Below are 24,517 nucleotides of genomic sequence, written 5' to 3' on the forward strand. Positions count from 1 at the left end.
GCTAACTATTGATGGAGTCTATGGATGTCCAGCGCCAAACTGCGGGCCTTTCTCGCCGTCGCCCGTCACGGCAGTTTCAGTGCCGGGGCGCGGGCGTCAGGCTTGAGCCAGCCGACCCTGACCACGCAAGTACAAGCCTTGGAACGCCAGCACAATGTTGAGCTGTTCCATCGGCGCGGGCGGCGGATCGAGCTTTCCGATGTCGGGCGGCAGTTGCTGCCGATCGCGCAACGGATTGCCTTGCTGGAACTGGAAGCGCACAACCTGCTGCGCGACTCCGGACGGCTCGACAGCGGCCAGCTCAAGGTTGGTGCGGTGGGGCCGTTTCATGTGATCGAAATGGTCGACAGCTATTTGCAACAGCATCCGAATATCGATGTGTCGATCCGCGTCGGCAACTCGGCGCAGGTATTGTCGGACCTGGAAAACTATGTGACCGACATCGCCGTGCTGGCCGGGCGTCAGGATGATCCGGCGTTGTGTTCGGTGCGTTATGCGCGGCACGCGATCATCTTGTTCGCCCACCATGAACATCCACTGGCCAATCGTGGCAGCGTGCGGCTGGAGGAACTGGAAGGGCAGCGGCTCCTGCAACGCGAGCCAGGCTCGACCACACGACTGGTGCTGGAACAGGCGTTGAATGCGGTGCAGGTCAAACCGCGCATCGCCATGGAAATCGGCAGTCGCGAGGCGCTACGTGAGGCGGTGGTGCGTGGGCTGGGGTTGGGGGTGGTTTCAGAAGCGGAGTTCATTGCCGACCCGAACATCCGCACGATCAGAATCGAGGGAGAGGAGCTGTTCACCGAGACTTATCTGTACTGCCTGGCGGAGCGGCGTTCCAGTCGGCTCATCTCATCGTTTTTCGACGCGGCGCTGGGTTGATTTGCAATTTCGCTTAAGCCTTGGCTAATATACGATCCATATACACATCGTATCGGATTCATATATGGGCATCGTAAAGATTTCAGAGGACATGCACGAGAACCTGCGTATCTCCAGCAACGCCCTCAGCCGCTCGATCAACGCGCAGGCCGAGCACTGGATGCGCATCGGCATGCTCGCCGAACTGCACCCCAACCTCGACCACAGCGCCATTTGCCGCTTGCTGATCCGCGCCGAACAGAACGGCGGGCTGGATCTGCAACAACTGACTCAGGAAGCCGTCAGCGCATGAGAAACCAGATCAAGATCAACACCCCGGCCGACATCGCCCAATCGCGTGCTGCCGGCAAACTCGCTGCTGAAGTACTGGCCATGCTGGTGCCGCATGTGAAGGCGGGCGTCACCACCGATCAGCTCGATCAGCTGTGCAACGACTACATCGTCAATGTGCAGAAAGCAGTGCCGGCCAACGTCGGTTATCACGGCTTTCCGAAAACCGTCTGCGCCTCGGTCAACGACGTGGTGTGCCATGGCATCCCATCGGGCACGCCGCTGAAGGATGGCGACATCGTCAACCTCGACATCGCGGTGATCAAGGACGGCTGGTTCGGTGATACCAGCCGCATGTACGTGGTCGGTGAGGCGACACCTGAAGCGCAGCACCTGATCAAGACCACCTACGAGGCGATGTGCGCGGGTATTCGAGTGGTGAAGCCGGGCGCCACGCTGGGCGATATCGGCCATGCGATTCAGAGCCTGGCGGAGAAAGAAGGCTTCAGCGTGGTGCGCGAGTACTGCGGGCACGGGATCGGCAAGGTCTATCACGATGAGCCGCAGATCCTGCATTACGGCTTTCCGAATCAGGGCATGAAGCTCAAGGCCGGGATGATTTTTACCGTGGAGCCGATGCTCAATGCCGGCAAGCGTCATGTGAAGAATATGCCGGATGGCTGGACGGTGCTGACCAAGGATGGCTCGTTGTCGGCGCAGTGGGAGCATATGGTGGCGGTGACGGAGACGGGGTTTGAGATCTTGACCGCGTGGCCAGATGAGATTGAAGGCTACCGCGCTATTGTCTGATACCGCGTCGACTGTTTCCCTCACCCTAGCCCTCTCCCAGAGGGAGAGGGGACTGACCGGGTTGTTTTGGCGTTATACATCGACTTGAAAGTCCTGAGTCGAACTCAGGTCCTGAAAAGCCCCCGATCTACTCCCTTTCCCCCTCGCCCCCCTTGGGGGAGAGGGCTGGGGTGAGGGGGTAAATCTCACAGACAACACGCTATCAGTGAGCGCCGGCAGCCTTGTTCAGGTCGCTGTCGGTCCATTCGGTGTAAACGCAGGCGTCTGCGGTGGCCCAGCGCACTTGCACCGGATCGCCAGCCTTGAGCGGCATGCCAGCAGCCGACAACGCTTTCACCGTCATTGATGTGCCGCCCGACGTAACCACACTGCAAGTCTGGCTCTCACCCAGAAACAACACCTCCACCACCTTCGCTGAAACCTCGTTCCACCCCGACGGCAGCGGTTCGCTGATCGCTTGCGCCACGCTCAACGCCAAGGCTTTTTCCGGCCGCACCATCAGCAACACATCCTGATCCGTATGCAACCCAGCGGTCAGGCGAATCGACAATGACTGTCCTTCAAACGAAGCCGCCGCATTGCCCTGCGCCTTGAGCTTGAGGAAGTTCGAATTACCCAGGAACGACGCCACAAACGCATTCGGCGGGTTCTGATAAAGGTCATAACCACTGCCCAGACCAACAATCTTGCCGTGACTGAAAATCGCAATGCGCTGCGACAAACGCATGGCTTCTTCCTGGTCGTGGGTCACGTAAACAATGGTGATGCCCAGGCGACGATGCAGTTGGCGCAACTCATCCTGCAGATCTTCACGCAGCTTTTTATCCAGCGCCCCCAGCGGTTCATCCATCAGCAGGATGCGTGGTTCGTAAACCAGCGCCCGGGCAATGGCGACACGTTGCTGCTGGCCGCCAGACAGTTGCGAAGGGCGGCGATGGGCGAACTGTTCGAGCTGGACCAGTTTCAACATCGCGTCGACGCGCTTGTCACGTTCGGCGGCGGCCAGTTTGCGGATCGCCAGCGGAAAGGCGATGTTGTCGCGCACCGACAAATGCGGGAACAGCGAATAACGCTGGAACACCATGCCGATGTCACGCTTGTGCGGCGGCACATTCACCAGTGACTGACCGTTGACGAGGATCTCGCCGCTGCTCGGCGTTTCAAAGCCGGCGAGCATCGACAGGGTCGTACTCTTGCCCGAGCCGCTGGAGCCGAGGAAAGTCAGGAATTCACCGTCCTTGATGTCCAGCGAGATGTTGTCGACGGCAGCAAAGTCGCCGTAGTGCTTGTTCAGGTTGCGCAGGCTGACCAGGGGTTTGTCATTCTGCTGGGAAGCGTCTTTGATCACGGCACTCATGTCGTACTCCTGGGCGCTCAGGCGCTGATTTCGTTGCGCCGGCGCAGCGCGGCGGCGATGACCATGACCAAAACCGACAAGCCGATCAGCAGCGTCGAAGCGACGGCGATCACTGGCGTCAGGTCCTGGCGCAAGGTGGTCCACATTTTCACGGGAAGCGTTTGCAGTGTGGGACTTGCCATCATCACGCTGAGCACCACTTCGTCCCACGAAACGAGGAAGGCGAAGAGGGCGCCGGCGACCATGCCCGGACGAATCGCCGGGAATGTCACTTTGAACACCGCTTGCAGGCGTGAAGCACCGCAAATCACCGCCGCGTCTTCAATCGACTGATCGAACAGCTTCAGTGAGTTGATGATCGAGATAATCGTGAACGGCAGCGCGACGATCACATGGCTGACGACAAACGCGAACATCGTCCCGGTGTAACCGAGCTTGAGAAACAGCGCGTACACTGCCACGGCGATGATCACCAGCGGCACGATCATCGGCAGGGTGAACAGGCCGTAGAGCATTTCCCGACCGGGAAAACGCCCGCGAACCAGCGCAAACGCAGTCGGCAGACCGAGGGCCACGGCGCAGATCGTGGTCAGCACGGCGACCTTGAGGCTGGCCGCTGCGGCGTTCATCCAATCGGGGTTGGAGAAGAACTGGCCGTACCATTTCAGCGTCCAGCCCGGTGGCGGAAACACCAGCCACTGGGAAGAGCCGAACGACAGCAGCACGATAAACACGATCGGCAACAGCAGGAACAGACCGATCAGCCCGGTGGTTGCATACAAGCCGAAGCGCATGCGCCGGCTCATCGCATTGGGGGTCAGGAGCATGTCGGCTTACCTCGCGTTACTGGCGCCAACCGGGGATTCCGGCTGAAGCTTCAGGTAGAAGTAGAACAGCACCAAAGTGATCGCGATCAGCAACGCAGCGCCGGCACTGGCCAGGCCCCAGTTGAGGAACGATTGCACCTGCTGAATGATGAACTCCGGCAGCATCATGTTCTGCGCCCCGCCGAGCAGTGCCGGGGTGACGTAGTAACCGAGCGACATGACGAACACCATCAAGCCACCGGAGGCCAGACCCGGCCGACACAGCGGCAGGAACACCCGGAAGAAGTTGCTCCACGGACTGGCGCCGCAAATCGAGCCGGCCTGCAGGATCATCGGGTCAATGGCCTGCATGGTTGCCTGCAATGGCAACACGATGAACGGGATCATGATGTAGCTCATGCCGATCACTACGCCGGTGAGGTTGTGCACCATTTCCAGCGGCTGATCGATGATGCCCATCGCCATCAGAGCCTTGTTGATCACGCCGGACGCTTGCAGCAGCACCAGCCACGAATACGTGCGGGCGAGCAGGCTGGTCCACATCGACAGCAGCACGATGTTGAGAATCCAGCGACCCCAGCCGCGCGGCACCAGGGTGATCGCCCAGGCCAGCGGAAAGCCCAGCAACAGGCTGAACAGCGTTACCAGCCCGGCCACCGAGAAGGTGTTGAGCAGCACTCGGGCATACGCCGAGTTGGCGAACAGTTGTTCATAGTTGCCAAGGCCCGGGGTCGGTTCGAGCACGCCGCGCAACAGCAGGCCAATCAACGGCGCGAGAAAGAACAGGCCGATGAACAACAGTGCCGGAGCGAGGTTGCCGGCGCCGCGCCAGCGTTGTCTGAGGGATGGGGCTTGCTGCATCGCAACCGCCTGTGTTCCGTGGGCCGAACCGGCAGCGCTGGTCGCGCTCCCGGTGGCAGTGGAGGGACGGGGCGCGGTGGCCGCCATTTTCATTTGACCAGCCATTCGTTCCACCGTGTCGCGATGGCCTGGCCGTTTTTGGCCCAGTACGCGAAATCTAGAGTGATCTGATCCTTAGCGTAGGCAGTCGGCAGGTTGGGGGCCAGCGTCGAATCCAGACGCTCCACACTGTCGAGGTTGACCGGGGCGTAGGCGGTCAGGTTGGAGAAGTCGGCCTGGCCTTTGGCGCCGCTGGCGGCGGCGAGGAACTTCATCGCCGCGTCCTTGTTTTTCGAGCCTTTTGGAATCACCAGAATGTCGGCCATGACCAGATTCTGTTTCCAGCTCACGCCGACCGGTGCGCCGTCTTCTTGCAGGGCGTGAATGCGACCGTTCCAGAACTGGCCCATGCTCGCTTCACCTGACGCCAGCAGTTGCTGCGACTGCGCGCCGCCGCCCCACCAGACGATGTCCTTCTTGATGGTGTCGAGTTTTTTGAAGGCGCGATCCAGATCCAGCGGGTAGAGCTTGTCGGCCGCCACGCCGTCGGCCAGCAGCGCCAGTTCGAGCACGCCAGGGCTTGGCCATTTATACAGCGCGCGTTTGCCGGGGTAGGTTTTGGTGTCGAACAGGGCGCTCCAGTCCTGTGGCTTGTTGGCGCCGAGTTTGCCCTCGTTGTAGCCGAGGACGAAGGAGAAGAAGAACGAGCCGACGCCGTGATCGCTGACGAAACGCGGGTCGATCTTGTCGCGCTGGATCACTTTGAAATCGAGGGGTTCGAGCAGGCCTTCAGCGGCGGCGCGCAGGGCGAAATCGGCTTCGACATCGACCACGTCCCACTGCACATTGCCGCTCTCGACCATGGCTTTGAGTTTGCCGTAGTCAGTCGGGCCATCCTGCACGACGGTGATGCCGCTGGCCTTGCTGAACGGATCGGCCCAGGCCTGTTTCTGCGCATCCTGGGTGCTTCCGCCCCAGCTGACGAAGTTCACGCTCTCGGCAGCCATTGCAGCTTGGCCGGTAACGCTGAGCAGTCCCGCAAAAAAGATCGCGGTTGCAGCTTTGTTCAACACCATTTTTACGCCCTCATTGTTGTGTTTTTGAGCGGGCTTGCGTTGTTGCCCGCCTGTCGGGAGCAGTAGATGGACCTTCGTTGGAATGTCCGGTCTATGGAATATCATATTATGGTATTCCAAACTTTGTGCAAGCACTTTGCCTTACCGGTTATCTGGCCGGGCGGTTATTTGATGCGTTCGGCTTGGATGTTTTTTGTGAATGTCAGATCCAGCCCCTCACCCCAGCCCTCTGCCTTCGGGAGGGGGGGGCCGATTGGAGGCTGTCCAAAACCTGAGTTCGACTCGGTATTTCAGGTCGGCGTATAGCGACTAAACACCTCGGTCGGCTCCCTCTCCCTCGGGGAGAGGGCTGGGGTGAGGGCAGCTTCACTCGGTAAACGGAATACTCTCGACCACTTCCAGGTCATACCCGGTCAACCCGGCGTATTTCAGAGGAGGGCCCAGGTGACGCAACTTGCCAACCCCAAGGTTCTGCAGAATCTGCGCCCCGGTCCCCACCTCCGAATAAATCCGCGATTGCGAACGGCTGAACTGCCTCGGCGGCTGGGTCAATTGCGGCACCCGCTCCAGCAGCGCCTGCGAAGACTCGTGATTGGCCAGCACCACCACGACCCCATGCCCCTCAGCCGCGACCCGTTGCAACGCCGCCCAAAGCGTCCAGTTCGTCGGCCCGCTATATTCCGCGCCAACCAGATCCCGCAGTGGATCGATCACATGCACGCGCACCAGCGTCGGTTCTTCACGGCGCAGATCGCCCATGACCATCGCCATGTGCACGCCGCCCTCGATGCGATCCTCAAAAGTGATCAAGCGGAACGTGCCATGCACCGTCGGCAGCTCCCGTTCGCCGATGCGTTCAATGGTGTGTTCGGTGCTCAGGCGATAGTGGATCAGGTCGGCGATGGTGCCGATCTTGATCCCGTGCTTGCGCGCGAACACTTCCAGATCCGGGCGACGGGCCATGGTGCCGTCGTCGTTCATCACCTCGACGATCACCGAGGCCGGCGTAAAACCGGCCAGACGCGCCAGGTCGCAACCGGCCTCGGTGTGGCCGGCGCGGGTCAGCACGCCACCTTCCTTGGCGCGCAGCGGGAAGATGTGGCCGGGCTGCACCAAGTCTTCAGCGCGGGCATTCGGCGCGACGGCGGCGGCCACGGTGCAAGCGCGATCTGCTGCGGAGATGCCGGTGGTCACGCCCACCGCTGCTTCAATCGATACGGTAAACGCAGTGCTGAACACGCTGCCATTGGCCGGGACCATTTGCTCCAGGCCCAAACGCTGGCAATGTTCGTCGGTCAGGGTCAGGCAGATCAGCCCGCGCGCTTCACGGGCCATGAAGCTGATCGCCTCGGGCGTGCAACGGTCGGCGGCCAGCAGCAGGTCGCCTTCGTTTTCGCGGTCTTCGTCATCGACCAGCAAGACCATTTTGCCGAGACGATAATCTTCGATGATTTCTTCGATGTTGTTGAAGGCCATGCTGGACTCTCAGGGTTCGTTGGAAATATATTGGTATACCATAATACAAAATCAACAAAGAGGTCACTATGAAGGCGTACTGGATTGCTCACGTGGATATAGCCGATGCCGATCATTACAGCCAATACACCCAGCGTGCGCCGGCAGCGTTCGCTGTGTTTGGCGCGAAGTTTCTGGCCAGAGGCGGGCGCAGCGAGGCGATGGAAGGGCGCCAGACGCCGCAGCGCAGCGTGGTGATCGAGTTCGAGAGCTATGAGAAGGCTGTGGCGTGCTACCACTCAGCGGCGTATCAGGAAGCGAAACGTTATCGCGAGGAATGGGCGAGGGCGGAAATCATCATCGTTGAAGGCATCGCCCCAATTTAAGCAACACCACTAAACCCCTGTAGGAGTGAGCCTGCTCGCGATAGCTGTGTGTCAGTCGGCAATTCTCTACCTGACACACCGCTATCGCGAGCAGGCTCACTCCTACAAAGAGCGGGTTGCGTTGTCAGCGGATAAAGTGAATCTTGCCGCTATCGTCATTGCCCATGTAGATCCCATACACCCCAGCTTGGCGTTCTTCGATATAGCGCTCGAGAATCTGCCGGATCGCCGGGTAATAGATCTGTTCCCATGGAATCTCTTCCGGCGCGAAGAACTTGTAATCCATAGTCTCCGGCCCGTACTGCCCGGTGATCTGCAGCGCGATCGCACGGAAGATGATGTACACCTCGCTGATCTTCGGCACGCTGAAAATCGAGTACGGCGAGACGATTTCCGCGCGCACACCGCTTTCTTCCCAGACTTCACGGATGGCCGCTTGCTCGGTGGTCTCGCCGCTTTCCATGAACCCGGCGGGCAGCGTCCAGGTGCCCGGGCGCGGTGGGATCGCGCGTTGGCACAAGAGGTATTTGCCGTCCTGCTCGATGATGCAGCCGGCAATGATCTTCGGATTGACGTAATGGATGTAGCCGCAGCCGCGACAAATCAGGCGCTCGTGCGTATCGCCCGCCGGTATCTGCTGACCGAGGTCAGGGCCACCGCATTTCGGGCAATAGCTCGGGCTGAACATATCAGTGACCTATACGGGGTTCTTTCAGCGCGATGGGCAGGGTCATGGCCGGGGTTGCGCCGGTCTCTTCCTGCTTGCGCTTGAGATAGTCGAGCGCCACGGCAGCAGCGGCGCGAACGTGATCGACACAGGCCTGATGCGCCACCAGCGGATCACCGCTCTTGATCGCTTCGACCATTTTTTCCATTTCCTGATTACTCGCGCCGCGACGGTTTTCCTGCGATACCGAAGTCGCGCGCAGGTAGCTGATGCGCGCCTGCAACTGACGCAACTGAGTGGCCGCCACGTGGTTACCCGAGCCTTCGAGCAGCACGTCGTAGAAACCCTGCACCGAGTCGATCACCTGCTGCAACTCGCCGTCCTTCAACGCCTTGCGGTTGTCGTCGAGGGCTTTTTCCAGGGCTTTGATGTCCTTGGCTTTAGCGCGCAGAGTGAACAACTGCACGATCAGTCCTTCAAGTACGCAGCGCAGCTCGTAGATATCGACCGCATCGGCGAGGGTGATGATCGCCACGCGCGGGCCTTTGGCATCGGCGAACTCGACCAGACCTTCGGATTCCAGGTGACGCAAGGCTTCACGCACCGACGTACGGCTTACACCGAGGCGATCGCACAGATCGCGCTCGACCAGACGATCGCCGGGCATGAGCTGGAAATTCATGATCGCGCTACGCAGTTTATCCAGCACGATTTCGCGCAGGGTAACGGGGTTGCGATTGACCTTGAAGCTGTCGTCGAGTGGCTGGCGTTTCATGGGGTCCGCTCATTCGGTTGGCTGTCCATGCCAGACGGGCATCTAAACAGCCGAGGGGTTAACTGGAGGCCTCGGCGTCGGCTTCGGCAAAGGCTTCACGGGCCAGCCGGAAACTGTCCACGGCTGCCGGAACGCCGCAATAAATGCCGACCTGAAGCAGAATTTCGCGTATTTGCTCACGACTCAGGCCGTTACGCAAGGCGCCACGCACATGCAGCTTGAGTTCGTGCGGACGGTTGAGCGCCGAGATCATCGCCAGGTTGATCATGCTGCGCTCCTTGAGCGACAAACCCTCACGCCCCCAGACATGGCCCCAGCAGTATTCGGTAACCATTTCCTGCAGCGGACGGGTGAAGTCGTCGGCGTTCTCTATCGAACGCTGCACGTAGGCTTCGCCGAGCACCTGAGTGCGGATCTTCAGGCCCTTCTCATACTTTTCGTTACTCATCATTCCTCCTGTGACCACGATCCCTTGTAGGAGTGAGCCTGCTCGCGATAGCGGTGGATCAGTCGACATCAATGTTGAATGTCAGTCCGCTATCGCGAGCAGGCTCACTCCTACAGGGGGATTTGTGTGAATCCGTCAGGCCAGGGTCGGCAACGGCCCGAGCTTGCCTTTGTGGTAAATCATCGGCGTCACCGGTTGCGCGGGCAGGATCAGGTTCTTCACCGCGCCAACAATGATCGCGTGGTCGCCACCATCGTATTCCCGCCACAACTCGCACTCGATGATCGCCGTCGCTTTGGCCAGAATCGGGTTACCGAGTTCGCTCAAATGCCACGCGATGTCCTTGGCCTTGTCCTTGCCTTTACTGGCGAAAGCATAGGCCTCAGCCGTCTGGTCAGCCGACAGCAAATGGATCGCAAATTTCTTGCTGTCACGCAGCACCGGGTAAGTGTCGGAAGCATAGTTGGGACAGAACAACACCAGCGCCGGGTCAATCGACAGCGCGCTAAAAGCGCTGGCGGTGATGCCGACGATCCCACCCTCAGGGTCAAGGGTGGTGACCACCGTGACGCCGGACGGAAAGGAACTCATGACGTCTTTGTAAATGCCGGGTTCGATCATTTCGCAGGACTCCTAGCGCATCACAAACGGATCAGGCATCGGTGCCTGGGAAAGGTTGATCCACACCGTTTTCAGTTCGGTGTAGGCCAGCACCGAATCGATGCCGCTTTCGCGTCCATAGCCACTGTTCTTGAAACCGCCGATTGGCGCCATTGCCGACACCGCACGGTAAGTGTTGACCCAGATAATCCCGGAGCGCACATCGCGCGCCAGACGATGGGCACGGCCCAGATCACGGGTCCAGATGCCAGCCGCCAGGCCGAACTGTGAGTCGTTGGCGATCGCCAGTGCCTCGGCTTCATCCTTGAAGCGAATCACCGACGCCACTGGGCCGAAGACTTCTTCCTGCATGATCTTCATCGAATTGCGGTCGCATTCGAACAGCGTCGGCTCGTAGAACCAGCCTTCGCCAAGATCCGCCGGGCGCTTGCCGCCAGTGCGCAAACGCGCGCCTTCAGCGATGGCGTCGGCGACCAGACCTTCGACCACCGCCAATTGCTGCGCGGTGGCCATCGGGCCCATCTCACTGTGGTCTTCTTGCGGGTTGCCGATGCGAATGCGCTGGGCGCGTTCGACCAGTCGGCTGACGAATTCGTCGTAGATCTCGTCCTGCACCAACAGTCGCGAACCCGACACGCAGCTCTGTCCGGAGGCCGCGTAGATCCCGGCGATCGCGCCGTTGATCGCGCTGTCCAGATCGGCGTCGGCGAAGATGATGTTCGGTGATTTGCCGCCCAGTTCCAGCGACAGCTTGGCGAAGTTCTCGGCGCTGCTGCGCACCACATGCCGTGCTGTCGCCGCGCCGCCGGTGAAGGCAATCTTGCGGATCAGCGGATGGCGGGTGAGGGCGGCGCCAGTGCTTGGGCCGTAACCGGTGACGACGTTGACCACGCCCGGCGGAATCCCGGCTTCGAGCGCCAGACGTGCCAGTTCAAGAATGGTCGCCGAAGCGTGCTCAGAAGGCTTGATCACAATCGTATTGCCAGCGGCGAGGGCCGGGGCGAGTTTGATTGCGGTCAGGTACAGCGGGCTGTTCCACGGAATGATCGCGGCGACCACGCCCATTGCTTCGTGCACGGTGTAGGCGAACAGGTCGGGCTTATCCAGCGGCAGCGTGCCGCCTTCGAGCTTGTCGGCCAGGCCGGCGGTGTAGTGGAAAAACTCCGGCAGATAGCTGACCTGGCCACGGGTTTCGCGGATCAGCTTGCCGTTGTCGCGGCTTTCCAGCTGCGCCAGTTGTTCTTTATTTTCGGCGATCAAGTCGCCGAGACGACGCAGCAGTTTGCCGCGCGCAGTGGCAGTCAGGCCACGCCATGCCGGGCTGTCGAAAGCAGTCTGTGCCGATTGCACGGCGCGTTCGACGTCCGCCTCATCAGCGTCGGGCAGTTCGGCCCAGGCTTGCGCCGTGGCCGGGTTGAGGCTTTCGAAGGTCTTGCCGGAGAGGGCGTCGACCCATTCTCCGCCGATGCACATCTGGAAGCGTGCGAGTGTCATGCAACGATCCCCTTTATATGGTTTTGTCGGGAGTGTGCGAATTGCAGAAATTCCAGCAGCGTCTGGTTGACCAGACGCGGCGACTCTACCGGCATCATATGCCGTTGCTCGGCCAGCACGGCAACCTTCGCACCGGGGATGCGTCGGGCCAGTTGCTCGGCCATTTCCGGGGTCGAACCCGGATCGAGTTCACCGGTGGCGATCAGCGTCGGCGCCTGAATGCTGCCCAGGTCGTCGGCGCGGTACATGTCTTGGGTGGCGAACAATTCGTAGGTGGTCAGGTAACCCTGAGGATCATTATTGGCGAGGGTCTGGCGCAATGCGGCGATCTGCGCCGGGTTGGCCGCCTGATACTCGCGGCTGAACCAGCGCGACAACGCCGCTTCGGCATTGGCGTCCGGGCCATGTTCGGCGGCTTGCGCGGTACGGGCGATGACGCCGGCACGCTGTTCTTCGCTGCGGTTGAACACACTGTTCAACACCACCAGGCTTTGCAGGCGCTCCGGGTAATGCAGGGCAAAGGCCCGCGCGACCAGACCGCCCATGGAGAAACCGATCACCGCTGCCTGCGGCAGATTGAGGTGATCAAGCAGCTCCAGCAACTGATCGGCGTAACCGAGCAGGTTGGTGCCGCTGGCCGGTCGCGGGCTGGCGCCATGGCCGAGCATGTCGTAGGCGATCACCCGGTATTGGCTGGACAGACCGACGATCTGCCCGCCCCACATTTCTTTGTTCAGGCCCACGCCGTGGATCAAAACCACGGGCTGGCCTTGGCCGGTCGCCAGGTAACTGGTGCCAGTCGGGGTGAGTTCAGCGGTGAGCCGAATCATGGAGCGCTCCTGCAATGCCTTTTTATTGTGATTACTGGGCTTTTTCGGCGGCCAGTTCTTCCAGATCGATGTAGCGATTGCCGATGCGCGGGTGCAGACGGCCACCGTCAGCGCAACCCAGCACGACCACGATTTCGTCGGCACGCGGTGCGTCTTCGATCTGCATTTCCAGAGTGATGTAGTGCGAACGCTGACCTTCGTCGTCCTTGTGCATCATCGGAATCTGAATAGACGTGCCCGGGCCGCCGCGCTTGTTGGTGAAGCTCAGGTAGCTCTTGGCGTTGACCGCTTCGCGGTAGTGATTGCCAAAGCGCAGGGTGTGGATCACGGCGGAGGCGTGCTCGATCTCGCCGTCAGCGCCGACCACAGCGGCTTTGCCGTAGGCCTCGATTTTTTCCGCACCGCCGATGATGCCGACCAGACGTTCAACCATCAGCGCACCGAGGTCGGAGCAGTTGGCACGGATCTGCGGCTTGAGGTCTTCGACGAAACCGTTGCCCACCCAAGGGTTTTTCATCACCACGGCGAGGCCGACCATGGTCACTGGCTTGTCAGTGGCCTTGCCGCCTTCAATGAAGGTTTCTTCGACATAGCTGACGATCTTGCGAATTTCGAAACTCATGAGCTGCTCCGTAGGGGGATTGAGAGTGTCTGTGCGTCTGATGGTATACCATAATACCGATCGTGCAAGTCCCTCCGGTAACTTTTGCCGCATCACCCCGGCGAATGGTCATGTATTCAAATCCCAAAGCCCCCACAACTCCCTGTAGGAGTGAGCCTGCTCGCGATAGCGGTGTGTCAGCTGAGCAATTGCTAACTGATACACCGCTATCGCGAGCAGGCTCACTCCTACAGGGGGGAATCCGTCGGCAATGCGGTTAACAAAAGATAACGTGGCGCCGATTGTCAGACGTTTCGAAAGCCCGATAGGATGAGCCAGCTTCCGAAGTGGCTCTGGATTGCGGGTTTCAGGACTATGCTTCTGACCAGTCATCAGCGGAGCACACTTGCGGCGCCCTTGAAGGCCAATGGCCTAACAATAATAAATAGGGGAAGGTCTATGAGTCGTTGCCGCCCGCCGGCGTTACGCAACACCGCGTTGCTGGCCACAGCACTCTCCATGCTGGGCTTGGCCACGTTATCGGCACCTGTGATTGCTGCCGAGGCGCCAGCCGATGTGGTCTATGCCACCGAATCCGCCAAAGCCGCGAAAAGCCTGATTCTCGATGTCGTCCACGCTGGCGCACGCCTGGTCGCGGTCGGCGATCGTGGGCACATTCTCTATTCCGATGACCAGGGCAAAACCTGGACGCAAGCCAAAGTGCCGAGCCGGCAACTGCTGACGGCTGTGTACTTTGTCGACGACAAGCACGGCTGGGCGGTCGGCCACGACGCGCAAATCCTCGCCAGCGCAGACGGCGGTCTGACCTGGACCAAGCAATTCGAAGACCTCAAACGCGAATCGCCGCTGCTCGACGTCTGGTTCAAGGACGTCAACAGCGGCCTCGCCGTGGGCGCGTACGGTGCACTGCTGGAAACCACCGACGGCGGCAAAAACTGGGAAGACGTCAGCGACCGCCTCGACAACGAAGACCAGTTCCACCTCAACGCCATCGCGGCGGTGAAGGACGCTGGGCTGTTCATCGTCGGCGAGTCGGGCAGCATGTTTCGCTCCGCCGATGACGGCCAGACCTGGGAAAAACTCGAAGGCCCGTACGAAGGCTCGCTGTTCGGCGTGATCGGCACGGCGCAACCGCAGACCCTGCTGGCCTACGGCTTGCGCGGCAACCTTTATCGCTCGACGGATTTCGGCAGCACCTGGGAGCAGGTCGAGCTGAAAGCTGCGCGCGGATCGCTGGAATTCGGCCTGTCCGGCGCGACCCTGCTTGAAGATGGCTCGATCGTGATCGTTGGCAACGGCGGTTCGGTGATCAGCAGCAGCGACAACGGCGAGACCTTCAGCGTGTTCAACCGTCCGGATCGTATTTCCCTGTCGTCGGTCACCGCTGCCGGCGACGGCAATCTGATTCTGAGCGGGCAGGGTGGCGTTCACACCACGCTGCCAAACGGTGCCGAGATCAATAATAAGAAGGCGGGGCTATGACTTCCTTGATCACTCCTCAGCAGGACAAGGCGACGTTTCTTGAGCGCCTGATCTTCAACAACCGTCCGGCAGTGATCCTCATCTGCCTGGTGGTGAGTATTTTCCTGTTCTGGCAGGCCACGTTGATCCGGCCGTCGACCAGTTTCGAAAAAATGATCCCGCTCAAGCATCCGTTCATCGAGAAGATGATGGAGCACCGCAACGATCTGGCGAACCTGGGCAACACCGTGCGCATTTCGGTGGAAGCCAAGGACGGCGACATCTTCTCCAAGGAGTACATGGAGACTCTGCGCCAGATCAACGACGAGGTGTTCTACATTTCCGGCGTCGACCGTTCTGGCCTGAAGTCGCTGTGGAGCCCGAGCGTACGCTGGACCGAAGTGACCGAAGAGGGTTTCGCCGGCGGTGAAGTGATCCCGCAGAGCTACAACGGCTCGCAAGACAGTCTCGATCTGCTGCGCAACAACGTGCTCAAGTCCGGCCAGGTCGGGCGGCTGGTGGCCAACGACTTCAAGTCGAGCATCGTCGACATCCCGCTGCTGGAGTCCTACCCGGACCCGGAAGATCAGGGCAAGTTGCTCGCGCTGGACTACCGCAAGTTCTCCCATGAACTCGAAGACAAGATCCGCAACAAGTTCGAAGCGCAGAATCCCAACGTCAAGATCCACATCGTCGGTTTCGCCAAGAAGGTCGGCGACCTGATCGACGGTCTGGTGATGGTCGTACTGTTCTTCGGCATAGCGTTTGTCATCACCCTGATTCTGCTGTTGTGGTTCACCAACTGCGTACGCAGCACCATCGCGGTGTTGAGTACGACGCTGGTGGCGGTGGTCTGGCAGCTCGGCTTGATGCACTTCTTCGGTTTCGGGCTCGATCCGTATTCGATGCTGGTGCCGTTCCTGATTTTCGCCATCGGTATTTCCCACGGCGTGCAGAAGATCAACGGCATCGCCCTGCAATCCAGCGAGGCCGACAACGCGTTGACCGCAGCGCGGCGCACTTTCCGGCAACTGTTCCTGCCGGGGATGATCGCGATTCTCGCGGATGCGGTGGGCTTCATCACGCTGCTGATCATCGACATCGGCGTGATCCGTGAACTGGCCATCGGTGCGTCGATCGGCGTCGCAGTGATCGTGTTCACCAACCTGATTCTGCTGCCGGTCGCCATCTCCTATGTCGGCATCAGTAAACGCGCGATTGCCAGGAGCAAGAAGGACGCCAACCGCGAACATCCGTTCTGGCGCCTGCTGTCGAACTTCGCCAATCCGAAAGTCGCACGCGTCTCTGTGGTGCTGGCGCTGATCGCCTTCGGCGGCGGCCTCTGGTACAGCCAGAACCTGAAAATCGGCGACCTCGACCAAGGCGCGCCGGAACTGCGTCCGGACTCGCGCTACAACAAGGACAACAACTTCATCATCAACAACTATTCAACCAGTTCCGATGTGCTGGTGGTGATGGTCAAGACCAAGGCTGAAGGTTGCTCGCGTTATGAGGCCATGGCGCCGATCGATGAGCTGATGTGGAAGATGCAGAACACCGAGGGCGTGCAGTCGGCGATCTCGCTGGTGACCGTGTCCAAGCAGATGATCAAGGGCATGAACGAGGGCAACCTGAAATGGGAAACCCTGTCGCGCAACCCGGACGTGCTGAACAACTCGATTGCTCGCGCCGACGGTCTGTACAACAACAGTTGCTCGCTGGCGCCGGTGCTGGTGTTCCTCAACGATCACAAGGCTGAAACCCTCGATCGGGCGGTACACGCGGTGCAGGAATTCGCCAAGGACAACAACAAGGACGGTCTGGAATTCATCCTCGCCGCCGGTAACGCCGGGATCGAAGCGGCCACCAACGAAGTCATCAAGCAGGCTGAGCTGACCATCCTGATTCTGGTGTACATCTGCGTGGCAGTGATGTGCATGATCACCTTCCGTTCGTGGGCGGCGACGCTGTGCATCGTCCTGCCGCTGGTGCTGACCTCGGTACTCGGTAACGCGCTTATGGCGTTCATGGGCATCGGCGTGAAAGTCGCGACCTTGCCAGTGGTGGCGCTGGGTGTGGGGATCGGTGTCGACTACGGCATCTACATCTACAGCCGACTGGAGAGTTTCCTGCGCGCGGGGCTGCCGTTGCAGGAAGCCTATTACCAAACGCTGAAATCCACCGGTAAAGCCGTGCTGTTCACCGGTCTGTGCCTAGCGATCGGTGTGTGCACCTGGATCTTCTCGGCGATCAAGTTCCAGGCCGACATGGGCCTGATGCTGACCTTCATGCTGCTGTGGAACATGTTCGGTGCGCTGTGGCTGTTGCCGGCACTGGCGAAGTTCCTGATCAAGCCTGAGAAGCTGGCGGGGCAGAAGGGCAATTCACTGTTTGCGCATTGATCTGAAGGGCTGAAACGACAAAGCCGCAACCTTAGGGTTGCGGCTTTTTTTGTGTTTTAAGATCAAGAGCCCCTCACCCTAACCCTCTCCCGGAGGGAGAGGGGACTGACCGAGGTGTGCTGCTTGATACATCGACCTGAAATACCGAGTCGATTATGGATTCACAGCAAATCGTTCAAGTCGGCGTAAATCTCGAATATCCCCCAATCGGTTCCCTCTACCTCTGGGCGGTCCGACGTTTCGGGAGGGCTAGGGTGAGGGTAAGCGGTCTCCAGCCTTAGGAGAGTTCAGCGCCAAGCACAACACTCAAAGCACTACGCGCATCATCCAACTGCACCAACGTCGCATGCCGAGCACCAAGGGCATCACGGTTCTCAATGGCGGTAAGAATCGCCTTATGCCGCGGCAACGCCAGCTCATGCAGATTCGGCCGCTGATTCGAATGCTTCAACGCCTCGGCAATCGCCACCGACAACATATTGCACAGGTTCGCCAACAAGTCGTTGTGTGTCGCATCGGCAATCCGGCTATGGAAATCCAGATCCGGCTGCAACAACGCTTCCGGTGTCGGCGCCGCTTCCATGCGCTGATACGCCTCGCCAATCGCGGCAATATCAGCCTCGGTCGCATGTTGAGCGGCGAGAGCGGCAGCCGCCGGTTCGATAATGCTGCGCACACTGGTCAGCACATTGAAAAACTCATTCTGCGGGCTGCTTTGCATCAGCCAGTGCAGCACGTCCGGGTCGAGCATGTGCCATTCGCGCCGGGCCTTGACCACCGTGCCAACCCGAGGCTTGGAATACACCAGCCCCTTGGCCACCAGCACCCGCGTGGCTTCACGCAACACCGGCCGGCTGACCGCGTACTCCTCGCAGAGCAGGGCTTCGGCGGGCAGTTTGTCGTCGGGCAAGAAGCGTCCGGAGACGATCTGCATGCCCAGTTCCTGGACGATGCGCGAGTGCATGCTTTTACGGTCGGAGGGTTTGCGGTAATCCATGGGGAGTGGCGCGATCCTGAGCGATGGAGATGCCGCGCATCATAGCAGGCACGGCGCAATCTTGAGGCGGGTAAAGAACAACTGTGGGAGCGAGCTTGCTCGCGAAAGCGGTGGGTCAAACAACATAACTGTTGAATGTACCGCCGCCTTCGCGAGCAAGCTCGCTCCCACAGGGATTTGTGTGATCAGTGAGAATGACGCGGCACTTCAGCGCCTCGGCAACCTACCAGGAAGTCGAAGTCACAGCCCTGATCCGCCTGCAGCACATGGTCGATGTACAACTGACGATAGCCGCCCACCAACAACTGCTGCGGCGGCTGCAGATCGGCCATGCGTGCCGCCAGTTCGGCATCCGGAATGTCCAGGTGCAGCCGCCCGGTGGCGCAATCCAGCTCGATCCAGTCGCCTTCCTGCACCGTCGCCAAAGGCCCGCCGGCCGCCGCTTCCGGCGCCACGTGCAAAACCACGGTGCCATACGCCGTGCCGCTCATCCGCGCATCAGATATGCGCACCATGTCGGTCACACCCTGGGCCAACAACTTGGCCGGCAAGCCCATGTTGCCGACTTCGGCCATGCCCGGATAACCCTTCGGCCCGCAGTTCTTCATCACCAGAATCGAATCCTTATCGACCTCCAGTTCCGGATCGTTGATCCGCGCCTTGTACATGTCGAAGTTCTCGAACACCACCGCGCGGCCGCGATGCTGCATCAATTCCGGCGTCGCGGCGGACGGTTTGAGCACAGCACCCAGCGGCGCCAAGTTACCGCGCAACACACAAATCCCGCCATCGGCGCGAATCGGATTGTCGAGCGTGCGGATCACCTCGTCCTCGCCATAGATCGGCGCATCTTTGGTGTTCTCGCCGATCGACTTGCCGTTCACCGTCAGTGCATTCGGGTTAGGGATCAGATTGGCTTCACCGAGACGCCGCAGCACTGCCGGCAAACCACCGGCGTAATAGAACTCTTCCATCAGGAAACGCCCCGACGGTTGCAGATCGACAATGGTCGGCATGCCGCGCCCGATGCGCGTCCAGTCATCCAGATCCAGCTCGACACCGATGCGTCCAGCGATAGCTTTCAAGTGAATCACCGCGTTGGTCGAACCGCCGATGGCAGCGTTGACCCGGATGGCGTTTTCGAAGGCTTCCTTGGTGAGGATCTTCGACAGTTTCAAGTCTTCGCGAACCATCTCCACTGCACGCATACCGGACATGTGCGCCAACACATAACGTCGCGCATCCACCGCCGGGATCGCCGCGTTGTGCGGCAGGGAAGTGCCCAGTGCTTCCGCCATGCAGGCCATGGTCGACGCCGTGCCCATGGTGTTGCAAGTGCCTGCCGAACGCGACATGCCACCCTCGGCCGCAAGGAAATCGTCAATCGTGATGGTGCCGGCCTTGACCTGCTCGCTGAGCTGCCAGACCACGGTGCCGGAACCGATGTCCTTGCCTTTGTGCTTGCCGTTCAACATCGGCCCGCCGGTGACGACGATCGCCGGCACATCGCAGCTGGCCGCGCCCATCAGCAGCGCCGGGGTGGTTTTGTCGCAACCGGTCAGCAGCACCACGCCGTCGATCGGGTTGCCGCGAATGGCCTCTTCAACGTCCATGCTCGCCAGGTTGCGAGTGAGCATGGCGGTCGGGCGCAGGTTCGATTCGCCGTTGGAGAACACCGGGAATTCCACTGGAAAACCACCGGCCTCGATCACCCCGCGTTTGACGTGCTCCGCGATCTGGCGGAAGTGCGCGTTGCACGGGGTCAGTTCCGACCAGGTGTTGCAGATGCCGATGATCGGCTTGCCGTGGAACTGGTGGTCGGCGATGCCCTGATTCTTCATCCAGCTGCGGTACATGAAGCCGTTCTTGTCGGCCGTGCCAAACCATTGGGCGGAGCGCAGGGTGGGTTTCTTATCAGACATGATCGATTCTCTTATTGTATGACTATAGTGTTCCAGCTACGGCCTAATCTAAGCGCAAAATCCTAGGTTTGGAAGTGTTGTTGGTGAATTAGTAATACTATATAGTCGTTTTCGACGGAGGGATGGCCCTGGCGGTTTTCCGTGAGAGGCGTCCCCCGAGGTTCTATAAAAACAACAATCGGAGACCGATCTCATGAGCCAGGAACTGCGGCTAATCCGGCGCATTACGCTGAAACTGATTCCCTTCCTGATCCTGCTGTACCTGATCGCCTATGTGGATCGCTCCGCCGTCGGCTTTGCCAAGCTGCACATGGGCGCCGACATCGGTATCGGCGACGCCGCCTACGGCCTCGGCGCCGGGCTGTTCTTCATTGGCTACTTCCTTCTCGAAATCCCCAGCAACCTGATGCTCGAACGCTTCGGCGCACGGCGCTGGTTCGCGCGGATCATGATCACCTGGGGCGCGATCACCATCGGCATGGCCTTCGTTCAGGGCCCGCACAGTTTCTACGTGATGCGCTTTCTGCTCGGCGCGGCCGAGGCGGGGTTCTTCCCCGGCGTTCTCTACTACATCACCCAATGGTTCCCGGTGCGCCATCGCGGCAAGATCCTTGGCCTGTTCATCCTCTCCCAGCCGATCGCGATGATGATCACCGGCCCGGTGTCCGGCGGCTTACTCGGCATGGACGGCGTCCTTGGCCTGCATGGCTGGCAGTGGCTGTTCATCGTCATCGGCACCCCGGCGATCCTCCTGACCTGGCCAGTGCTGCGCTGGTTGCCTGACGGCCCGCAACAAGTGAAATGGATGGATCAAGCCGAGAAAGACTGGCTGACCGGTGAGTTGAAAAAGGATCTGCAGGAGTACGGCCAGACCCGCCACGGCAATCCGCTGCATGCGCTGAAAGACAAACGTGTGTTGCTGTTGGCGCTGTTTTATCTGCCGGTGACGTTGAGCATTTATGGCCTCGGTCTGTGGCTGCCGACGCTGATCAAACAGTTTGGCGGCAGCGATCTGGTCACCGGTTTCGTGTCGTCGGTGCCGTATATCTTCGGGATCATCGGCTTGCTGATCGTGCCGCGCAGTTCCGATCGTTTGAATGATCGTTACGGGCATCTGGCTGTTCTGTATGTGCTGGGCGCGATTGGCCTGTTCCTGAGTGCGTGGCTGTCGTTGCCCGTGGCGCAACTGGCGGCGTTGTGTCTGGTGGCGTTTGCGCTGTTTTCCTGCACGGCGGTGTTCTGGACCTTGCCGGGGCGCTTCTTTGCCGGCGCGAGTGCGGCGGCGGGGATCGCGTTGATCAACTCGGTAGGGAACCTGGGCGGGTACATCGGGCCGTTCGTGATTGGGGCGTTGAAGGAGTACACCGGGAATCTCGCGTCCGGCCTGTATTTCCTGTCGGGCGTGATGGTGTTCGGTTTGATTCTGACCGGCATCGTCTACCGTGTGCTGGAACGCAAACATGTCTTGCCCGTTGATCAATTCGCCGCCAGCGCCCGTGGCGCCACCCGCACCTGACTGCTGGAATTCACGCAAATCCCTTGTGGGAGCGAGCTTGCTCGCGAAGAGGCCATCACATTCAACATTGTGAGTGACTGATACACCGCTTTCGCGAGCAAGCTCGCTCCCACAGTGGAACGGCGGCGTTTTTGATGGAATAGGAGAAAATCATGCATCTGGTTCAATTCGAATTAAGCAACCGCGAACGCCGCGTCGGCGTGGTCGACAACGATCTGGTGCGCGAAGTGCTAGACGCGCGCAGCGTGCGCGATCTGGCGCTCGCCGCCATCGAAGCCGGCAACACGCTGGAACAGCAAGTGCAGATCCTCGGCCTCGGCATCAGCCACGACTACGCCGAACTGCTCGCGCAACTGCGCATTCTGCCGCCTCTCGATCATCCGGACCCGGCGCACATGCTGATCAGCGGCACCGGCCTGACCCACCTGGGCAGCGCCTCGGCGCGGGACAAAATGCACCAGCAGGCCGGCGACGAAGCGGCGATGACCGACACCATGCGCATCTTCAAATGGGGCGTGGAGGGCGGCAAACCGGCGGCGGGGCAGGCCGGTGTGCAACCAGAATGGTTCTACAAGGGCGACGGCAGTATCGTCGTTCGCCCGGGTCAGCCGTTCCCGGTGCCGCCGTTTGCTGAAGACGCTGGCGAAGAACCAGAGATGGCCGGCCTCTACCTCATTGGCAACGACGGCAAGCCTTATCGCCTGGGCTTTGCGGTGGGCAACGAGTTCTCCGATCACATCATGGAGCGCAAGAATTACCTGTACCTCGCGCACTCGAAATTGCGCAGTTGCAGTTACGGCCCGGAACTTCGCACCGGTGAACTGCCTCAACATCTGGCAGGCACCAGTCGCATCCTGCGTGACGGCGAAGTGCTCTGGCAGAACGAGTTTCTCAGCGGCGAGGCGAACATGTGCCACAGCCTCGCCAACCTCGAATACCACCATTTCAAGTACAGCCAGTTCCTGCGTCCGGGGGATGTGCACATTCATTTCTTCGGCACCGCGACCCTGTCGTTCGCCGATGGCATCCGCACCCAGCCGGGCGACGTCTTCGAAATCAGCCAGGCCGAATTCGGCGCGCCGCTGGTCAATGGCATCGTTCCGGTTCCAGCGGCATTTGAACCGGACAGCATCGGCACCCTTTAAGGAGATCCCATGACTCAGATTCTCGGTCACAACTACATTGGTGGTCAGCGCAGCGCCGCTGGCGACGTCAAACTGCACTCCGTCGATGCCACGACGGGCGAACAGTTGCCGCACGATTTCATTCAGGCCACGGTTGAGGAAGTCGACGCAGCGGCCAAAGCTGCCGCTGCCGCGTACCCGGCCTATCGCAGCCTCAGCGCCGAACGCCGCGCGCAGTTTCTCGATGCAATTGCCGATGAACTGGATGCCCTCGGTGATGATTTCGTCGCCGTGGTCTGCCGCGAAACGGCGTTACCCGCCGCACGCATTCAAGGCGAGCGCGGACGCACCAGCGGGCAGATGCGTCTGTTCGCCAAGGTTCTGCGTCGGGGGGATTTCTACGGTGCGCGGATTGATCTGCCGTTGCCGGATCGCCAGCCATTGCCACGTCCTGATCTGCGCCAATACCGCATCGGCCTCGGTCCTGTCGCGGTGTTCGGTGCAAGCAACTTTCCACTGGCGTTTTCCACGGCCGGCGGCGACACCGCAGCGGCGCTGGCCGCCGGTTGCCCGGTGGTGTTCAAGGCCCACAGCGGTCATATGGCCACGGCTGAGCTGGTCGCTGACGCGGTGATTCGTGCAGCGGAAAAAACCGCGATGCCTGCCGGTGTGTTCAACATGATCTACGGCGGGGGCGTCGGTGAATGGCTGGTCAAGCACCCGGCGATTCAGGCGGTCGGTTTCACCGGTTCGCTCAGAGGCGGACGTGCGCTGTGCGACATGGCCGCTGCGCGCCCGCAACCGATCCCGGTGTTTGCCGAGATGTCGAGCATCAACCCGGTGATCGTCCTGCCGCAGGCCCTTGCCGAGCGTTCGGAAACGGTTGCCCGCGACTTGACTGCTTCAGTGGTGCAGGGCTGCGGTCAGTTCTGCACCAATCCGGGCCTGGTCATCGGCATCCGCTCGCCAGAGTTCAGCGCGTTCGTGCAGCAGGTTGCGGGTTTGATCGGCGATCAACCGGCACAAACCATGCTCAACGCCGGCACCCTCGGCAGTTATGGCAAAGGTTTGCAGAAGCTGTTGGCGCATCCCGGCATCGAGCATCTGGCCGGCAATCCGCAGCAGGGTAATCAGGCACAGCCGCAATTGTTCAAGGCCGATGCGAGCCTGTTGATCGATGGCGATGAAGTGCTGCAGGAAGAAGTGTTCGGCCCGACCACGGTGATTGTCGAAGTGGCGGACAAGGCGCAACTCAGCGCTGCGCTGCATGGCCTGCACGGGCAACTGACCGCGACGATCATTGGCGAGCAGGCGGACTTTGAACGTTTCCCTGAGCTGACGCCGTTGCTGGAACAGAAGGTCGGGCGGATCCTGCTTAACGGTTATCCGACGGGTGTCGAGGTGTGCGATTCGATGGTGCATGGCGGGCCGTATCCGGCGACGTCCGATGCCCGTGGCACGTCGGTGGGCACGCTGGCCATCGACCGTTTCCTGCGTCCGGTGTGCTTCCAGAATTACCCGGACAGCTTGCTGCCCGAGCCGCTGAAGAACGCCAACCCGCTGCGCATCCAGCGCCTCGTCGACGGCAAGCCCTCGCGCGACGCGTTGTAACTGACAGCCAATATCCCCTGTGGGAGCGAGCTTGCTCGCGAATGCGGAGTATCAGAAACATATT

At 60.4% G+C, this 24,517-nt stretch carries 23 protein-coding genes; 9 read left to right on the plus strand and 14 right to left on the minus strand.

The genetic code is table 11. From position 1 onward, the window contains the following. Nucleotides 1-24: 24 nt before the first annotated feature. The 3 genes from BMY54_RS22570 to map all read left to right on the plus strand — a co-directional run bounded on the left by BMY54_RS22570 (nucleotide 25) and on the right by map (nucleotide 1,962). The gene (locus BMY54_RS22570) at nucleotides 25-882 is read left to right on the plus strand and encodes a LysR substrate-binding domain-containing protein (RefSeq protein ID WP_093437752.1); all 858 of its coding nucleotides are present in this window, start codon (nucleotides 25-27) and stop codon (nucleotides 880-882) included. A 64-nt stretch (nucleotides 883-946) separates the two neighbouring features. After that, nucleotides 947-1,174 carry a ParD-like family protein gene (locus BMY54_RS22575; protein WP_007918027.1) on the plus strand — a complete coding sequence of 76 codons (228 nt, stop codon included), beginning with the start codon at nucleotides 947-949 and terminating at the stop codon, nucleotides 1,172-1,174. Beyond that, nucleotides 1,171-1,962, plus strand: a complete 792-nt coding sequence (gene map, locus BMY54_RS22580) for a type I methionyl aminopeptidase (RefSeq protein WP_093437755.1) — start codon at nucleotides 1,171-1,173, stop codon at nucleotides 1,960-1,962. Before BMY54_RS22575 ends, map begins: the two co-directional genes overlap by 4 nt. Before the next feature lie 202 nt (nucleotides 1,963-2,164). Here the strand turns inward: map and BMY54_RS22585 are convergent, their stop codons facing one another. From BMY54_RS22585 to ribBA, 5 genes are all read right to left on the minus strand, one after another. After that, entirely contained in the window at nucleotides 2,165-3,319 is a 1,155-nt protein-coding gene (locus BMY54_RS22585) for an ABC transporter ATP-binding protein (RefSeq protein ID WP_093437758.1), read from the minus strand. A 17-nt stretch (nucleotides 3,320-3,336) separates the two neighbouring features. Further along, the gene (locus BMY54_RS22590; protein WP_007918021.1) at nucleotides 3,337-4,146 is read right to left on the minus strand and encodes an ABC transporter permease; all 810 of its coding nucleotides are present in this window, start codon (nucleotides 4,144-4,146) and stop codon (nucleotides 3,337-3,339) included. A gap of 6 nt (nucleotides 4,147-4,152) precedes the next feature. Next, nucleotides 4,153-5,100: an ABC transporter permease gene (locus tag BMY54_RS22595; protein WP_175559652.1), complete on the minus strand. Its 948-nt coding sequence runs from the start codon at nucleotides 5,098-5,100 to the stop codon at nucleotides 4,153-4,155. Then, a complete protein-coding gene (locus BMY54_RS22600) occupies nucleotides 5,097-6,122 on the minus strand; it encodes an ABC transporter substrate-binding protein (RefSeq protein WP_093437763.1) in 1,026 nt (341 codons plus the stop codon). The genes BMY54_RS22595 and BMY54_RS22600 overlap by 4 nt, the downstream gene beginning before the upstream one ends. Nucleotides 6,123-6,488: 366 nt before the next feature. Further along, a complete protein-coding gene (gene ribBA, locus BMY54_RS22605; protein ID WP_093437765.1) occupies nucleotides 6,489-7,598 on the minus strand; it encodes a bifunctional 3,4-dihydroxy-2-butanone-4-phosphate synthase/GTP cyclohydrolase II in 1,110 nt (369 codons plus the stop codon). A 68-nt stretch (nucleotides 7,599-7,666) separates the two neighbouring features. Here ribBA and BMY54_RS22610 point away from each other — a divergent pair, with 68 nt between their 5' ends. Further along, nucleotides 7,667-7,963, plus strand: coding sequence for a DUF1330 domain-containing protein (locus BMY54_RS22610; RefSeq protein ID WP_093437769.1), 297 nt, complete (start codon nucleotides 7,667-7,669; stop codon nucleotides 7,961-7,963). Between the two features lie 124 nt (nucleotides 7,964-8,087). Here BMY54_RS22610 and BMY54_RS22615 read toward each other — a convergent pair whose 3' ends face one another. The 7 genes from BMY54_RS22615 to BMY54_RS22645 form a co-directional block, all read right to left on the minus strand. Beyond that, nucleotides 8,088-8,651, minus strand: a complete 564-nt coding sequence (locus BMY54_RS22615) for an NUDIX hydrolase (RefSeq protein ID WP_093437773.1) — start codon at nucleotides 8,649-8,651, stop codon at nucleotides 8,088-8,090. Nucleotide 8,652: 1 nt separating this feature from the next. Next, nucleotides 8,653-9,405 carry a GntR family transcriptional regulator gene (locus BMY54_RS22620; RefSeq protein ID WP_077573257.1) on the minus strand — a complete coding sequence of 251 codons (753 nt, stop codon included), beginning with the start codon at nucleotides 9,403-9,405 and terminating at the stop codon, nucleotides 8,653-8,655. Between the two features lie 58 nt (nucleotides 9,406-9,463). Beyond that, on the minus strand, nucleotides 9,464-9,853 hold the full coding sequence (locus tag BMY54_RS22625) for a carboxymuconolactone decarboxylase family protein (RefSeq protein ID WP_007968634.1): 390 nt from the start codon (nucleotides 9,851-9,853) through the stop codon (nucleotides 9,464-9,466). Nucleotides 9,854-9,988: 135 nt separating this feature from the next. Continuing rightward, nucleotides 9,989-10,474: a flavin reductase family protein gene (locus BMY54_RS22630; protein WP_093437777.1), complete on the minus strand. Its 486-nt coding sequence runs from the start codon at nucleotides 10,472-10,474 to the stop codon at nucleotides 9,989-9,991. Nucleotides 10,475-10,486: 12 nt separating this feature from the next. Then, nucleotides 10,487-11,968: an aldehyde dehydrogenase gene (locus BMY54_RS22635; RefSeq protein ID WP_093437780.1), complete on the minus strand. Its 1,482-nt coding sequence runs from the start codon at nucleotides 11,966-11,968 to the stop codon at nucleotides 10,487-10,489. After that, nucleotides 11,965-12,798 carry an alpha/beta fold hydrolase gene (locus BMY54_RS22640; protein WP_093437785.1) on the minus strand — a complete coding sequence of 278 codons (834 nt, stop codon included), beginning with the start codon at nucleotides 12,796-12,798 and terminating at the stop codon, nucleotides 11,965-11,967. The genes BMY54_RS22635 and BMY54_RS22640 overlap by 4 nt, the downstream gene beginning before the upstream one ends. A gap of 31 nt (nucleotides 12,799-12,829) precedes the next feature. Then, nucleotides 12,830-13,420, minus strand: a complete 591-nt coding sequence (locus BMY54_RS22645; protein WP_007917992.1) for an amino acid synthesis family protein — start codon at nucleotides 13,418-13,420, stop codon at nucleotides 12,830-12,832. Between the two features lie 438 nt (nucleotides 13,421-13,858). Between BMY54_RS22645 and BMY54_RS22650 the strand changes: the two genes are divergently transcribed. Continuing rightward, the gene (locus BMY54_RS22650) at nucleotides 13,859-14,902 is read left to right on the plus strand and encodes a WD40/YVTN/BNR-like repeat-containing protein (RefSeq protein WP_093437789.1); all 1,044 of its coding nucleotides are present in this window, start codon (nucleotides 13,859-13,861) and stop codon (nucleotides 14,900-14,902) included. Beyond that, nucleotides 14,899-17,283, plus strand: a complete 2,385-nt coding sequence (locus BMY54_RS22655; RefSeq protein ID WP_093437794.1) for an efflux RND transporter permease subunit — start codon at nucleotides 14,899-14,901, stop codon at nucleotides 17,281-17,283. Before BMY54_RS22650 ends, BMY54_RS22655 begins: the two co-directional genes overlap by 4 nt. Before the next feature lie 277 nt (nucleotides 17,284-17,560). On the opposite strand, the gene BMY54_RS22660 is transcribed toward BMY54_RS22655, so the two are convergent. Continuing rightward, entirely contained in the window at nucleotides 17,561-18,280 is a 720-nt protein-coding gene (locus BMY54_RS22660) for a FadR/GntR family transcriptional regulator (RefSeq protein ID WP_093437799.1), read from the minus strand. A gap of 185 nt (nucleotides 18,281-18,465) precedes the next feature. Continuing rightward, nucleotides 18,466-20,202 (minus strand): IlvD/Edd family dehydratase, encoded by a 1,737-nt coding sequence (locus tag BMY54_RS22665; protein ID WP_093437804.1) that lies wholly within the window; start codon nucleotides 20,200-20,202, stop codon nucleotides 18,466-18,468. Nucleotides 20,203-20,395: 193 nt separating this feature from the next. Between BMY54_RS22665 and BMY54_RS22670 the strand changes: the two genes are divergently transcribed. The 3 genes from BMY54_RS22670 to BMY54_RS22680 all read left to right on the plus strand — a co-directional run bounded on the left by BMY54_RS22670 (nucleotide 20,396) and on the right by BMY54_RS22680 (nucleotide 24,453). Further along, nucleotides 20,396-21,718: an MFS transporter gene (locus BMY54_RS22670; RefSeq protein ID WP_093437814.1), complete on the plus strand. Its 1,323-nt coding sequence runs from the start codon at nucleotides 20,396-20,398 to the stop codon at nucleotides 21,716-21,718. Between the two features lie 152 nt (nucleotides 21,719-21,870). Then, nucleotides 21,871-22,863 carry an AraD1 family protein gene (gene araD1 / locus BMY54_RS22675; protein ID WP_093437819.1) on the plus strand — a complete coding sequence of 331 codons (993 nt, stop codon included), beginning with the start codon at nucleotides 21,871-21,873 and terminating at the stop codon, nucleotides 22,861-22,863. 9 nt (nucleotides 22,864-22,872) lie between these two features. After that, entirely contained in the window at nucleotides 22,873-24,453 is a 1,581-nt protein-coding gene (locus BMY54_RS22680) for an aldehyde dehydrogenase (NADP(+)) (RefSeq protein ID WP_093437829.1), read from the plus strand. Nucleotides 24,454-24,517 lie beyond the last annotated feature (64 nt).

It is taken from the genome of Pseudomonas sp. ok266, from assembly GCF_900110195.1.
In the GTDB taxonomy this organism is placed as follows: domain Bacteria; phylum Pseudomonadota; class Gammaproteobacteria; order Pseudomonadales; family Pseudomonadaceae; genus Aquipseudomonas; species Aquipseudomonas neuropathica.